The 13,845-nt window shown below is 69.3% G+C and carries 15 protein-coding genes; 7 read left to right on the forward strand and 8 right to left on the reverse strand.

Features of this window, described 5'->3' with window-relative positions; translation table 11 throughout:
• Positions 1 to 236 precede the first annotated feature (236 nt).
• The 4 genes from C4U03_RS15535 (at position 237) to C4U03_RS15545 (ending at position 3,069) form a co-directional block, all read left to right on the forward strand.
• Complete coding sequence (locus C4U03_RS15535) at positions 237 to 998, forward strand: hypothetical protein (protein ID WP_103938443.1); 762 nt, start codon at positions 237 to 239, stop codon at positions 996 to 998.
• 79 nt (positions 999 to 1,077) lie between these two features.
• Positions 1,078 to 1,329, forward strand: a complete 252-nt coding sequence (locus C4U03_RS15540; protein ID WP_103938444.1) for a hypothetical protein — start codon at positions 1,078 to 1,080, stop codon at positions 1,327 to 1,329.
• An 810-nt stretch (positions 1,330 to 2,139) separates the two neighbouring features.
• Positions 2,140 to 2,337, forward strand: coding sequence for a hypothetical protein (locus C4U03_RS39935; protein WP_146087397.1), 198 nt, complete (start codon positions 2,140 to 2,142; stop codon positions 2,335 to 2,337).
• Positions 2,338 to 2,589: 252 nt separating this feature from the next.
• Positions 2,590 to 3,069, forward strand: coding sequence for a hypothetical protein (locus tag C4U03_RS15545; RefSeq protein WP_103938445.1), 480 nt, complete (start codon positions 2,590 to 2,592; stop codon positions 3,067 to 3,069).
• Positions 3,070 to 3,179: 110 nt separating this feature from the next.
• Here C4U03_RS15545 and C4U03_RS15550 read toward each other — a convergent pair whose 3' ends face one another.
• Positions 3,180 to 4,016, reverse strand: coding sequence for an alpha/beta fold hydrolase (locus tag C4U03_RS15550; RefSeq protein ID WP_103938446.1), 837 nt, complete (start codon positions 4,014 to 4,016; stop codon positions 3,180 to 3,182).
• 59 nt (positions 4,017 to 4,075) lie between these two features.
• Here C4U03_RS15550 and C4U03_RS15555 point away from each other — a divergent pair, with 59 nt between their 5' ends.
• From C4U03_RS15555 to C4U03_RS15565, 3 genes are all read left to right on the forward strand, one after another.
• Positions 4,076 to 4,774: a TetR/AcrR family transcriptional regulator gene (locus C4U03_RS15555; protein WP_235017883.1), complete on the forward strand. Its 699-nt coding sequence runs from the start codon at positions 4,076 to 4,078 to the stop codon at positions 4,772 to 4,774.
• Between the two features lie 736 nt (positions 4,775 to 5,510).
• Positions 5,511 to 5,921 (forward strand): hypothetical protein, encoded by a 411-nt coding sequence (locus C4U03_RS15560; protein ID WP_103938448.1) that lies wholly within the window; start codon positions 5,511 to 5,513, stop codon positions 5,919 to 5,921.
• Between the two features lie 148 nt (positions 5,922 to 6,069).
• The gene (locus tag C4U03_RS15565) at positions 6,070 to 7,071 is read left to right on the forward strand and encodes a DUF4192 domain-containing protein (protein WP_103938449.1); all 1,002 of its coding nucleotides are present in this window, start codon (positions 6,070 to 6,072) and stop codon (positions 7,069 to 7,071) included.
• Between the two features lie 927 nt (positions 7,072 to 7,998).
• On the opposite strand, the gene C4U03_RS15570 is transcribed toward C4U03_RS15565, so the two are convergent.
• The 7 genes from C4U03_RS15570 to C4U03_RS15605 form a co-directional block, all read right to left on the reverse strand.
• On the reverse strand, positions 7,999 to 8,592 hold the full coding sequence (locus tag C4U03_RS15570; RefSeq protein ID WP_160146999.1) for an HAD domain-containing protein: 594 nt from the start codon (positions 8,590 to 8,592) through the stop codon (positions 7,999 to 8,001).
• A gap of 200 nt (positions 8,593 to 8,792) precedes the next feature.
• Positions 8,793 to 9,158 (reverse strand): ATP-binding protein, encoded by a 366-nt coding sequence (locus tag C4U03_RS15575; protein ID WP_235017884.1) that lies wholly within the window; start codon positions 9,156 to 9,158, stop codon positions 8,793 to 8,795.
• A 136-nt stretch (positions 9,159 to 9,294) separates the two neighbouring features.
• Positions 9,295 to 9,795, reverse strand: a complete 501-nt coding sequence (locus tag C4U03_RS15580; protein WP_103938451.1) for a polyketide cyclase — start codon at positions 9,793 to 9,795, stop codon at positions 9,295 to 9,297.
• Entirely contained in the window at positions 9,785 to 10,531 is a 747-nt protein-coding gene (locus tag C4U03_RS15585; protein WP_160147000.1) for a class I SAM-dependent methyltransferase, read from the reverse strand. Before C4U03_RS15585 ends, C4U03_RS15580 begins: the two co-directional genes overlap by 11 nt.
• A gap of 303 nt (positions 10,532 to 10,834) precedes the next feature.
• A complete protein-coding gene (locus tag C4U03_RS15590; protein ID WP_103938453.1) occupies positions 10,835 to 11,383 on the reverse strand; it encodes a TetR/AcrR family transcriptional regulator in 549 nt (182 codons plus the stop codon).
• Between the two features lie 334 nt (positions 11,384 to 11,717).
• Positions 11,718 to 13,082: a hypothetical protein gene (locus C4U03_RS15600; RefSeq protein WP_103938455.1), complete on the reverse strand. Its 1,365-nt coding sequence runs from the start codon at positions 13,080 to 13,082 to the stop codon at positions 11,718 to 11,720.
• A 27-nt stretch (positions 13,083 to 13,109) separates the two neighbouring features.
• A complete protein-coding gene (locus tag C4U03_RS15605) occupies positions 13,110 to 13,832 on the reverse strand; it encodes a hypothetical protein (RefSeq protein WP_103938456.1) in 723 nt (240 codons plus the stop codon).
• Positions 13,833 to 13,845: the final 13 nt, after the last annotated feature.

The following is a 13,845-nucleotide window of genomic DNA, read 5'->3' on the forward strand; positions in this document are numbered from 1 at the left end:
ATGAAGGTGGTGCCGGACTCGTTGACGGTGGTGGGCGTAGCGGCCGCCGGCCTTCGATGAGCTTGGCGGGCTCGGCCTCGACATCGACGTTGATGAAGCCGAAACGGCCGCGCCACGTACTGAACGAGTCCATGACAGACGTCGAGCGTGGCAGGATGGGGAATCACGTGGAGTTTTCCGGGTGAACAAGGTCTTGTGGTGATCCCTTCATTTCCATATCGGAAGGTGGACGGCAGGTGCAGTCGCAGGTAGCGGCCTTGGCGGACTTCGAGATCGCTCACCTCTACCCCGAGCGGGGTTTGGTCATGACCGGAGCATTGGACGAGCTTCGAACAGAGGCGCTGGAAACCCTGTCCCCGGGGTCCTACCGGTCCACGCACGGTGATGTGATCACGGCGCCGGAGGAGGTCTTCAGGCTGCTTGACACCTTCCTCGAAAAGCGGCTGGTGGAGGCGTTCGGCTCGCTGGAAGAACGGAAGCACTGGGACGACGACGAGGAGGCCGGGCCGCTGCCCGCCGGGCCCGGACCGTACGGTTCGGGAATACGAGCGCTCGGCGGCACTGGCGAGCGGATCGAGCTGGCGGCCGGCTGGAATTCACGTCAGCTCCTGGCCTCATTCGCCGAGGAGGACGAGGGGCCCGATGATGATGCCCCGCATGCGCGGGAGCCATGGCAAGAAGTGATCGGCGACCGCGGCATGTTGCGGGAATGGCTCTGCCACATGATGCGGTGGACCGACAACGACGGCCACTTCACCATGTATCCACGAACCGAGCAGGAGCGGGCCTGGTTGACGGAAACGAAAGCCAGCAGGATCGAATTGGCCGACCGGCTGCTGATGGCGTTTCCTCCGGAGAGCAGCCGGTACTTTATCGGCGGACACGCCGGCTGGGACCGGTGGAGTGAGGACTACCTGTCACGGGATGAGGTGATCGCGTTCGTCTCCGGAGATGATGTCGCGGTCTTGTGGTTGAGCTTTTACCGCTTCTACGGCTGACAGCACCACCGGCCTCGCCCCGTTCGACGTCGAGGCATGGTGCCTGCGCCTGGGCCGTGGCCTGCCTTGCGGGCATCCCGTGCTGGGGCTGTCGGCGCTGTGCATCGGGCATCTGTCGCGTCGCTTCGGACACCTCAGCGGCGAGGCGCGCGCCCTGGTCGAGGAACTGGCGGCGCGCTGCCGCCGTGATCCCACCGACGTCGACGGGAACGCTCTGTCCGGGCTTGAAGACGTCGAATGGTACGCACCCCGACGTCCCCGGCTCGTGAAGCTCACGCGATGGCATCGCCGTACCTGGAACCAGATCCGGTGGGCGTTCAGCCGCTCCTGACGGCTGCGGCCGCGACGGGAACCGCTGCAGGGAACCCCGACGGCTTCGCTCTCCGAAATCGGAGGGCAGTTCCGAACCGGCGACGCCGGTCCTGTCCGGACTCATCTTTCAACTCGCAGCTCAGCGAGCCGACGGCTGTCCCGGCTCCGTACGGGGCCGCGCGAGCTGGACGAGGCTCTTGCCGCAACCCTCCTGCGCATCCACTGGATCACCAGCCCGTGCTCGGAATCCCACCTGCCAGGGATGTCCATGTCCGTGTGCATCGGTGATGAGGAGCTTCGCCCCATGCCTTACCGGCAGCGGGACGCCTGATGCCGCTGCCGTACCGCCACGAAGCTGGGAGCAAGCCCTGCGCTCGGGCGGCCGTTGTCGGTGAGCGGTATCCGGAGCCATAGGACGCTGCTGGTGGCAAGGGCCGGGAAAGGCGCGTCGCCTCTCCTCGATCTCCGGTTCACGCCCTTGCCTGGCGCGGGGCATCGAGGGATGCTCCCGGGCCCGGGTCTTGGGCTCGCAAGCTTTGCTCGGTCGTCCGTGCGATCGGGGCGCTCGCTGGGCCCGGTCGGCCTTGAAGCTTGCTGCCCTGGTCAGGAAGCTCCAGCCGTTCCGGGACAACCGGTGTGCGCTCCTCGCCCTGTCCGCCCGCGCACGGCCTCACCCTCAAGGCCGTCTCCCCGGATTCACGCGCACGGACAACGGAGGGCCGGCGTACGGTGTGCTGCCGAGCCGGCCGCGGTCGGGAGCCGATCCGGTCATGGGGCCGACGGGGCGTGTCGAGGTCTCCGGCGAGGGTGACTCGCTAGCCTGGCCGCCATGAGTTTTGCCGGTCCCGCCTTCGACATCTCCCGCTCCGCTCCCCCGATCGCCGGGCATCCGCAGGAGGGTGGTCGAAACACCGGTGCGGCGGCGGTCGGTGGGCCGTGCCCGCTGTGCGGCGAACGGGTCCGCCAGACCCGTCAGGAGGACGGACTCGCGCTGATGGTCATGCTGCCCTGCGGATGTGCCGTCTGAGCGATCCGCTTTCGCCGGTGGCCGCCCATCACACCTGGTGTCGCCAGGTCAACGACAGGCCGGACCGGGCGAGGGGCCACCCCCGGCTGTCGTTTGGGGCACTGGCGCGGTGTCAGGTAGTGGGTCTTCCGGACCGGCGCAATCTGGCCTGCCGATGGCCCCGGTCGAGGTGAGGCGTTCGGCCTCTGTCGGCCCCGGTCCTGTCACGGTATCCGTTTGACAGAGCACGGGGCTCGCGAGAAGGTCCCGCCGATGGAGATCGCCGATCTGACGCCCGCCGAGCGCCGTGTGTGGCAGGCGTTCCCCCGGGGCGAGGTGGTCGACTTCCGCCGCTCCGATGACGAGGACGCCGAGGACGGCCACGCCTGGGGGCCGGAGCGCACCGTACGCGCCAAGGTCCTGCGCGCCCTTCTGCTTTCTGGCACCGCCGAGGAGGGCGAGGTCGCGGCACTACGGGTCGTCGGTGCCCGGATCACCGGCATACTCGACCTGCAGTACGCGACCGTCGAGCACGCCGTCCGTCTGTGGGGTTGCCACTTCGAGCGCGCGGCCATCTTGTACGGCGCGCACGTCCGCCAGCTCAATCTCAGCCACTCCTACCTGCCCGCCCTGGAGGCGGCCACCCTCCACGTCGAGGGCGTCCTGCGGCTCACCGACTGCCGCGTCCCGGGACAGGTCCGGCTCGGCGGCGCACGGCTGTCCGGCATCACCCGCACCGTCAGCCGCCAGTAGAACCACCGGGACCCGTCCCGAAGGACCGCGGGCTGATGTAGTCACAGATCAGCGGGGTCGGCGGCCGGAGTGAGGCTGTCAGTCCTTGATCGGTGCCAACGCTGCGGTGGTCATGACCGGCCTGCCCGTTCCCGTGTCGCCGGGGTCGTGAAGAACTCGGCGAGCGGGTTGACCAGTCTCGGGCGTGCCCTGTTGATGGCGTCGTGGCCGCTGCGGGGAATCTGCAGGGTCCGTACCCGGGGCAGGGCGTGTGCCAGCGCCTCGTTGACTTCGACGTAGTAGGGCGGGCCGTCGGCGCCGCAGGCCAGCAGCACCTCGGCGGTGACCCCGGCCCACTGGTCGGCGGGACCGTCGTGCGCTCGTATCAGCTCGGTCTCGTCCAGGGTCATCGGCAGCAGGTCGCCCATGGTCCGCCCGATCGGGGTGCGCAGGAACAGGCCGCAGATCGCGGTCCGGACACGGAGCGGAAGCTTCGCGGCCGCCGACTGCGTGTTGATGCCGGCGCTGGTGATCGCGAGGCCCCGGGCGGTGTCGCCGGCCCGCAGCGCCTCCCGCGCGGCCTCCAGCCAGGCGGCGGGGAAGACGCCGTCGATGGAGATCGCCGCGTCGTAGAGCGCGAGCCGGTCCATCGGCAGCCGCAGCGCGGCCTGCAGCGCGATGAAGCCACCAGAGCTGTGCCCGATGACGTTCCGGGCGCCGGTGTGCTCCAGCACGACGGCGAGGTCGTCGATGTCCTGCTCGAACGTGTAGGGCTCCGACCTGGGCGGGGCGTCGGCCCGCCCCCGCCGGTTGTAGAGGTGCACCGTGAACCGGTCGGCCAGCGCCGCGGCCAGCCGGCGGTAGACGCCGATGGTGACCCCGCCTCCGTGCACCACGACGATGCCGGGTCCGCTTCCCGTGGAGTGCAGCGCGATGCTCGCGCCGTCCCGTGCCGTGATCGGTTCCATGACTCACCCGTCCTCTCCGGCCAAAACTGCGAACGATGTTCGCAGTTTACAATGGATCGGTGAGCGACGCACCCACGGATTCCGGCAGGGGCGGTTCCGACCGGCGGCCCATCTGGGCCAGGCCCGAACGCGGCACCCGTGGCCCGGTCCCCGCGCACAGCCGGAACGCCATCGTCACGGCCGCCGTCGCCCTGGCGGACGCCGAGGGACTCGCCGCGGTGTCGATGCGGGCCATCGCCGCCGCGCTGGGCACCAGCGCCGGATCGCTCTACCGGTACCTGTCGTCCCGTGACGACCTGCTGGACCTGATGACCGACCAGGTCGTGGGCGAGTTGCAGCCGTACCCTGAGGCCGACGGCGACTGGCTGGACGGGATGCTGCTGCTGGCCCGCCGGCAACTGGCGCTGTACCAGCGCCACCCGTGGCTGCTGGAGGTGATGCATCGGACGTCCGGCATCGGCCCGCAGAGCCTGGCCTGGTTCGACAACTGCCTGCGGGTCCTGGAGCCCGTCCCCTGCGCCGTCACCGCCAAGTTCGAGGCGATCGCGATGATGACCGGCCTGGTCAGCCTCTTCGCCCGCAGCCAGACCGCCTCTCCCCCGTTCACCTTCGACGGCGTCGACCTCGCGGTGTATCCGCACCTGGCTGCGGCCTTCACCCAACCCCCCGCGCCCACTCCCCAGGGGGACCTTTTCGAGCGGACCCTCCGGAGCCTGCTGGCCGGGCTACTCGTCCCCGAGCCTCCAGACCGGCCCTGAACACCGGCGTACAACCGTTTATCGCCGGCCGTTCCCAAAGCCCGGCCGCAGCGCCGAGCCCCCATCTGCAATGCCGATCACCTGGGACCCGTCGGGGAACGCAGTCGCAGTCGCGGATGACCGCCCGGTCCGCCGGGCAAAGGCGCAGGCCGATGAGGGCGCTTGCCAGGGAGCCGGCCTACAGAGCGGCCCCTGATGACTGCTCGCGAGTCGGCCTGACGCGGCAGACTCCGGCCTGAACAGCCACTGGCGGGTGAGCGCTCCTGACCCCTTGGACACTCGAGCCCTGAAGAAAGATCGTGCCCCTGCCCGCATGGGTCTTCTCGATCACGCACTCGTCATCACCCCCGGCATGGCCCTTGCAGGCGTTCGTTGTCGGGCTGCACCCGGCAGACGTAGCCGAAACCAGTCGTTCCCGTGATGGCCAGTGGGATCGGCTAGGGCGTTGCGGGGCCGGGCACCGCAGGGTCCCGGCTCGTGCAGGGCTCGTCTCTGGGGTGTAGGCCGGTGTGGGGTCCGCCTGGGCTGGTGGGCCTGTCTGCACTCCCTGATCCCGGCTTGGCCGCCTACGTCGCACTTGCCGTTACCGCCACCGGTCTTGAGCGAGCTCATCCCCGGCCGGCAGGCGGTCCCGTCCGCGCGCGTCGTGGTCGTCTGCCTGCCGGGAACGGGGCAGACGGCCCCAGGCCGCCGACACGGCGGACCGATCCGCCCGGCCAGACCCGGGAGGCATCCCATGAACAGCCAGCTGTCCGCTCACATCGTCGGCCACCTCATCGCCGAGCCCCGCATCTTCGAGCTGCGCAACGGCGTCGGCTGCGATCTGCGGGTCCTGGTCACCCGCCGCTACTACGACGGCCTGGGCATCCCCAGCACCGCCGAGACCCGCCTCAAGGTCGTCACCTACGACACCGTGATGGCCGAGCGGCTGGTCAGCGAGTTCAAGGCGGGCAACTTCGTGGAGCTCATCGCCGACAACGTCCGGGGCGAGAAGGCATGGGAGAACAAGGACGGCAAGTGGGTCTCCGGGAGTGCCGTCTTCCACCTGGCCAAGATCCGGCACGTGCCCGTCGAGGCCCCCACCGAGGCGCCGGCCGAGCAGGCCACTGAGACACCCGAAGTCCTCGCCAGGGTCGTCGCTTCCTGACCCGCGCCCTGTCCCGGGCGGCCGGTGGCCGCCCGGGACGGGGCGGCTTCCGCTTCTGCGGCTCGGTGCACCGCACGCACTGAGCTCCGTTCTTCTCCGGCCGCTTCGGCTGCGGCCGTTGAGTCTTCTCACGACAAGGACTTCACCCATGGACAAGACCCCGAAGCTCGTCATCACCAGCCCGGCCGACGCCGTCGCCGTCATCCCCTACCTGCTGGGCTTCCACCCCGACAACTCCCTGGTGATCCTGTGCTGGAACACCCAAAGCAACTTCGCGGCTCGGCTGGACCTGGTGGACCGCGAGCACTACAGCGACCTGCTGATGCAGGTGCTCGGGATGGTGATCCGCAACGCGGCCGACGCCGCGATCCTGCTCGGCTACGGCGGCAAGGATCTGGCGCTGCCGCTGCTGGCCGAGGTCAAGGACGCGCTGGAGGACGTCCTGACCGTCAAGGAGGTCCTGCACGTCGACGGCGGCCGGTGGCGGTCGCTGGTGTGCCACAACCGCGACTGCTGCCCCGAAGAGGGCACCCCCTACGACATCACGACCTCCAAGGTGGCGGCCCAGGCCACCTACGCCGGGCTGGTCGCCTACGGCAGCCGCCAGGACAAGGCGGCCACCCTCACCCCGGTCGAGGGCCAAGACCGGGTGTGGATGGTGGCCGAGACCGAACGCGCCGAGGCCGACCTGCTGCGCGAAGGGTCCAGCTCGGATCTGCTGGTCCGCGAAGGCCTGCCGATGGTCCGCTCGCTCATCGGCCAGGACCGTAGGCTCACCGACCAGGAGGCGGCCCGGCTGTCGGTCGTGTTAACCCACCTTCGGGTTCGTGATGAGGCCTGGATCCGGATCGCCGGCCACGACCCCATGCAGCAGCTGCGGTTGTGGCAGGACGTGACCCGCCGCGCGGTCGAGGCGTACGCGGCGGCGCCCGCGGCCCTGCTCGCCTACACCGCTTACCTGAGCGGTGATGGCGGGCTGGCCCAGATGGCGCTGGCCCGCTGCCGCCAGGCGTCGCCGTCCTACGCCCTGGCCTGGCTGCTTCAGCAATGCCTGGACTACGCCGTTCCGCCGAAAGTGATCCGGGAGCGTTTCAGCCTCACGCCGGAGGCGCTCGCCCAAGCCTGGGGCGATTCCACAGAGGCCACCTGACGGTCTCACGCAGGGGTGGCGGGCAGCACCCGGCCACCCCTGCGCAGGTCTCACACCCCTGGAGCACTCCTCGTCTCCAGAGCGTCTGCATGACTCTCAGGCGAAGGACTTCTTGGATCGCTGCGAGTTCGGTCCATGCGTCCCCGGCCCGCAGACGAGGGTGTGGGTCGCCGTGATCCCACCATTACCTCGAGCCGGTTGACGGCGGTCATGAGGTGCGTTGCCGTTGGCGGGCTGATCGAGGAGCTGGGCCGCCTGATGGCAGGCAGGGAGTGACTCAGGTAGCGCCCCATGTCAGACCTGAGGCCGGATCGGGGTCGTTGCCCGCCTCCTGGACGGGTCCTCATCACCCCTACGAGGGGTCGCAACAGGTAGGTCGCGACGATCCCGCCCCAGTGGCTAACTAGTCCTCATCGCCCCTACGAGGGGTCGCAACAGGGCCTGCAGCCGCACCCTGTAGGTGGTGATCTAGGTCCTCATCGCCCCTACGAAGAGTCGCTGCCCTGCATTGGGAGCTTCTGATCAGGTCGGAGCTGGTGCGCGGTCCGGCGGTTCGCCGCCCGGTGACCGGCGCCGCCGCTCTTGATCCTAAAAACTGAATTCGGCAGGGTTCTGGCCACCGCCCGATCATGACCTGGGGCGAGAACGGATCCTCGAGTTACCCCTGGCGTCCGAGGTTTCGGCGACTCTCTGCCAACGGCGCCAAGGGGCTTGAGGGGCTGTTCTCGGTCTCTTCGGGGTAACCAGAAATTGGACAGTCTCTATCTCACCGGCGGCCGCGAGCTCGCTGGCAGAAGTCATGTCTCAGTCTCCTGCATCGTCCTCCGGCCCACTGCACATCACACCGCTACTCCCAGCGTCGCCTCAACACGTCGGCTGGGAGGTGAGAACTCAGTCAGGGCCTACCAGGAGTAGCCAGTGGCATCCTCACCCGCCGGCGGAGGCGGGCGCCGCCCCCTCACCGGCGGTGGCAAGCCCGACCCGGCCGTTGCGGCCCTCGAGTGCGTGGGCCCTGCGCGACCACTGATCAAGGACGGTGTAGTCGGCGTCGGTGAGGCCTTGGCGGGCATCGACGCGGTGGAGGAGGGCCTCACCCGGATGGTGAGCGGTGACCCAGGCTTGATCGATGTCGGTGATCTCGTCATCGACCCAGGCGAACGCGTGCCCCGCCGCCCAGGCGACCAGGGCCCGGGTCTTCCAGTGCAGTCCGCTTCGTTCGTCCTGCTCATCGAGGTCGGACGGCTCCGGCCAGTTCACCACCGGCAACTGCGGCAAGCCCAGACGCGGGCAGATGCACTCGTTGGCGTCGGCCATCCAGCTCGACGCCCAGACCAGCTCGCACGGCAGTGCCCTGAGCCGGAGCCCGTGCTCGGGATCGATCCTGTTCAGGAGCGGATGAGAACCAGACCCTTCTGGCCGAGGTCCCACGTGGTAGGTCGGGTACTGCTGTGCCGCCCCGAAAGGGATGAGCGGCCCGTCGACGTCGAGGAACAGCAGCGGAGGCTGCGCACAGCCGGTCACGTCCGCACCATAGCGCGCGCCCACGTTGCCGCCGTGAGGTCCGACCCAAGTGATCGCACCGGGCCGACACGTCCTGCAGCAGCAGTCAGATCTCGCGGTGCCGTCGCAGTTTGGTCCCGTCCATCGCTATGGCCGCTCGGTTGCCACCGCCCGACCACCTGCGCGGCCCTTGCCGTACGGCACCCTCACCCCGTACGCGGTCACCGAGGCCATCCCGCCGCCCCGCCCGTGCGCGGCACCTGGAACCACACCGTCGTGTACCCGTTCCGATCGCGCGACCAGTCCCAGCGGGCCGCCAGCTCCTGCACGATCAGCAGACCTCGGCCGCTCAGTACCGGATACGGCGGGATCCACGGTTCGCTCCTCGCTTCGCTCTGATCGATGACCTCGACCCGGACCTGTTCGTCCGTGGCGATCACAGCCGCCCACACCTGCCCACCCGGCCGGCCGCTGGCGGTGTGCCGTACCGCGTTGGTGACGATCTCGGCGGCCATCAGGTCCACGTCGTCCAGGTCCGCTCCCGCGCCGTCCAGCGCCTCGCGCAGGTAGGCCGGCACCTCTCGCACGTTCACCTGTGCCTCTGGCGAGACGTTCTCGACCGGGAACCGGACCACTTCCACAAAGCGTCCCGTGGGCACTGCCCGGCGCTCCATTGCTGGGGCTGGAGTCGATCTCTCATGCCGATGAGCGGACGTCCGATCTTCACTCCGTACAGCGTTCGGCGAGTTGCTTGAAGGTGAGCAGCTGCCGTCGGGCCATGACCAGGTCCCCGACGGACAACCCGAGAGCGACCACACGGTTTGTTCGCATCACGACCTTGAGCAGCAGGCGCGTGGTGTTGTGCTCCTCGGGTACCAGGACGTAGGACATGACGGCATTCATGATCCTTCCGGTCAGTTGTTTCCCGGGCTCGACCGAGAGGATTCTGCCCCGCTTCCGCCCACCGGCGGTGGTGAACGCCTCTCCCACTCGAGGTTCGGGGAGGCCGACCAGCTGCCGAGGTGAGCGGCGGCCGAGATTGTCGATCCAGTCGTAGGAGTAGGGCGCCAGCCGCACCTGGGCGACCCACGGCCATACCACTGTGGCAGGCGCGTTCACTCCTACCCCTCGCCATGCCCGCAGTGTGGGTGAGACGACGAAGTCGTCGCACGGATAGGCGCGCAAGATCTCCCTGTCGGTCACGCCCCACCGGTCACCGAGCATGTATCCGCCTTCCACCCTGGCCCAGCACCAGCGTGGTGCGCAGATCGAGTACGACGGTGCCGCCGAAGTCGTCGACCAGTCGGCCGAGGGCGGTCAGTCCACGCTGTTGCTGCTCCGGCGACCGGGACAGGTACGGCCCGAAGGTACGCACCAGGTCGAGATAGCGTTCCCTGTCGAGTGGCAGGTCGCGCCGGAAGACCTCCTTGCGGACGTTGACGAACCGCCCGTGGTCGACGACGTCCTGGTGGAACCAGTCCGCGGGTCGCTCCCGTACGGTGGGGTCGATGGCGTGCAGCGCGGATCGGATCGCCGCCCGCTGGCCGGGGTCGGCGTAGTCATAGCGATGCCCGAAGAGCGCCAGTGTGCCGCCGGGCGCGAGTGCTTGCCGCGCGTGCGTGTTGCGGGTGGCCGGGTCCAGCCAGTGCCAGGCCATGGCGCAGGCCAGCACACCGACCCCACCGGCGGGTGGCGACCACCGTTCGAAGGTGCTGGCGCGGATGCGAACGTCGGGAAATCGCGTGGCCAGCAACGCCGCCATCCGGGGATCTGGCTCGAGGCAGGTCAAGGGTGCGCCGATACGGGCGAGCACTTCGGTTCCCTTGCCCGTGCCGGCGCCGATCTCGACCACGGACGCCGGCGTGCCGCCGTGGTAGGCGACGATCTCCTCGGCGATCTCGGGCGGATAGCCCGGCCGGGCGGTCTCGTACAGGTCGGCCACCGACCCGAAGACGTCCACCACCTCACCTCTTTCGATCAAGGTCGATGTGCGCTGCTACCACCCGGGCCTGGAGCCGGTATCCGGCTGCCCGAGGGGTGGAGCCGGTTCGCGCCGAAGAAGCCGCGCGGGGGGAACCTTTCGGCGGCCCCGGATCCACGTCGTTCCCCCCGGGCACTGCGGGCAGACCTGCCGGGAGACCGCGTCCACGGCCGCCGCCCGTTCGCCGAGGTGAGGCAGGAGCCGGTCCGGCGAGTCGCGGCGCCGAACCGACCCACCGCACCCCGGTCGACGGGCCGGCCGGCACAGGCGGCAGGAGCGGGTTCACAACGTCGCCTCCACGCCTCGCAGGGAGTCGATCGCGGCCTGGCTGCCCTCGCTCAAATCCACGTTCAACGCCTGCAGCATCACCACCAACGCGCCGAGCGCGAGCGTGTCCCGCAACTCCCGCGGTCCTGCCGTGGACCGATGCTCGGCCTCGTCCAGGATCCCGCCGATCATCGCCCGGCAGCGCGCCGCGACCGCCTCGTCGGAGCGGGCCGCCGCGCAGGCCTGCAACCACAGGCCGGTGACGACGCCGTCGGCGATCAGCGCCCGGAAGTCGGCGCGTATCGCCGGCAGCGGGTCACCCGGGTTCTGGGCCGCCGCCTGCTGGAGCACCCGCCGGATACGGGCCTCCATCTCATCCACGCAGGCCAGAAAGAAGTCGCGCTTACTGCCGAACAGCCGGAAAACGTACGGCTGTGACACACCCATCTGGTCGGCCACCTTCTGCACCGACGCGGTCGTCAGTCCGTGGTCGGCGAAGACTCGCATGCCGATGTCGACCGCGTCCGTACGTCGCCGCGATGCCGTACTGCGCTGCGTTCCCATGCCTGCAGCATTACATTAGTAACCACTTACAAACAAGGTCGGTGCGTGACGTACAGGCAATCCCCGCCTCACTCCTGATCAAGTGCGTACATCCGCCGCTGTCCGCGCTGCCGTGCGTCGGTTGGGAACAGTGAAACAGGAGGTCCCCCATCGTGATCCCGACACTGATCCTGTTCGGCCTTCTACTCGGACGCTGGTGGCGGTCGTCACTCATCGCCGCCGGTCTGGGATGGCCGATCTTGCTGGTCACAAGCGACGTGATGAGCGTCGAGCCGGGGTTGCTCGGCGCGTCTGGGCTCGCCATGGCCAACACCGGCGTCGGCGTGTTGATCCATCAGGGCATCCTGCTCATGGTCCGGACACGGCGACGTTCTCGGTCGCCGGATTCGAACGCATGACCTGTGCGCCCACCCGTTCCTGCGGCTTGCGATGCGAGCGACGCCCCCAACTGCCGTTGAGCGGAAACTCGATCATGCCGGCAGCGAAGCGCTTGCTCCTCGCCGGTGACGGGTGGGTCGCTGTGGTCGGCCGGCCAGTGGCCACCGCTGCGGTATCTGCCGGGGTAGGTGGGGAAGCCGGCGGAGTAGGTGGCCGGTCGTCCGCTCATTCCGGCGTGCGCGGCCGTCTGGTCGATGCCGCGTCCCAGGCTGTTGATCACCTTCTGCGCGGTCTGGACGCCCGCCATGAGCGCTGCGGGACCCACCGCTCCCCCGCCTCGCCCGCCGCCGAAGGTCGCCATGGTGCGGGCCTCGGCTTCCCGGGAGAACTGGTCAGGCTCCACCCCGGCGGGTGCTCTACCGCTGCCGCCGCCGGTGTGCCCGGCCGCGGCCCCCAGGAGGGCGCCGAATCCGGTGCTGCCGCCGACCGCGGCCGAGGCGAAGGAGAAGAACCGGGCGATCGCCGGCCACGCGAACACCGCCAGCAGCAGGATCAGCATCCCGGCCAGCAGTCCCTGGATGTCCTTGCTCTGCCCTGTCATGCCGAAGCCGAGCGCGAACACCAGCGCGATCACCGGCTTGAGGACGATCAGTTGGGCGGTGGCCACGGCGGTCTTGGTCCACCACTGCCGGGTGGACTCCGTTACCAGGCCAGCCGCCGCGATCGGGGAGGTGGCCACCAGCGCCGCGATCGCCGCGTTACGCAGCAGCAGCTCGAACCACAGCACCAGCGTGAGCACGATGCCGACGACGGCCAGGATCAGCAGCAACGCGGAGGCCTCCGCCAGGCCCTGGGTCTGGTTCCAGACGATCAGGTGCGCCAGCTTGTCGGTCAGTGCCCTGGTCGAGCCGAAGGAGCGCACCACGATGTAGTCGGTCAGCTCGTCGGAGGCCCGCAGCGCCGTCCCGGTGATCGCGACGGTGAGCAGGATCGCCAGCGCCGCCTTGATCAGGCCGACGACTCCCTGCGCCAGGGCGGAGCCGTCCTGGGTCACCGCCGTCCGGATCACCTGGCCCAGTAACAGCAGCGCCGCGACGACCGTGGCCAGGCCCAGGCTGGTGCCGTAGATGCCGGTGATGCCGGGCGAGTCCAGATCGATGGGCGGAATCGCCACGAACGCCTTGGCGAACGCCTCCAGCAGGGTGTTGGCGGCGGAGATGAACGACCGCACGATCGCATCGAAGGCGCTGCCGGCCAGGGTGTCCAAGCCGTCGCGCAGGAGACCTCGGCACAGGCCCGGGGTGAACAAGCCGCAGGACATGGGGAGCTCCGTCCGGAGAAGTCGGGGTCAGTACCACAGGGGCCGCCAGCCCAGGGCCATGGCCTCAGCGGATCCGGGCGGGGCCCTCAGCTCGGAGTAGTCGGCGTCCTGGGTGGGGGCGGGCAGCTTCCAGTCCCCTGCGATCCAGCGCAGCTGCGCGGGGAAGACACCTGGGCCGGTTTCCGGTTCCCAGCCGGGGACGGTGGTCTCGTAGTAGGCCAGGAGCAGGACGAACACCGCATCGGGCGTGACGTCCCGGAGCTGGTAGGCCATCGGCGTCAGCCGCACGGCGGCCCCTTGCGGCACCGGTCCGGCTGTCGGCAGCCCGAGCATGCGGCGGGTGTGGACCGGGCCTTGTGCCAGGTCCTGCGGGGCGGTCTTCCATGCCGGATCGGCCACGATGCGCCCGATCACGTAGGCACGCGCGGGCTTGAGCGTGGAGCCGATCTGGCCCCAGTAGTGCACCGCGGCTGAGACCGCACCGGCCGTCGTGTGCGGGAAACCGACCGGTACGTCCTTGACGACGGCCCTGCCCGCCAAGACCCGCAGCGGCCCTGCGGTCAGCGTGTCATCGTCTCCTGGAGCGATTCCGGCTGGAAGAGTGGCCGCGGGACGCCGGGTGCCGGGTTCGGTGTGCGTTGTCAGTGCTTGGACCAGCAGCCAGGCGATGAGGCAGCCCACCACCACGATCACCGCGACGGCCAGGCATGAGGTGCTCGGGCGACGGCGGCGCAGGAAGAAGTTGTCCATGAGTGTCTCCCCG

Source organism: Thermomonospora echinospora, assembly GCF_900108175.1.
Classification (GTDB): domain Bacteria; phylum Actinomycetota; class Actinomycetes; order Streptosporangiales; family Streptosporangiaceae; genus Thermomonospora; species Thermomonospora echinospora.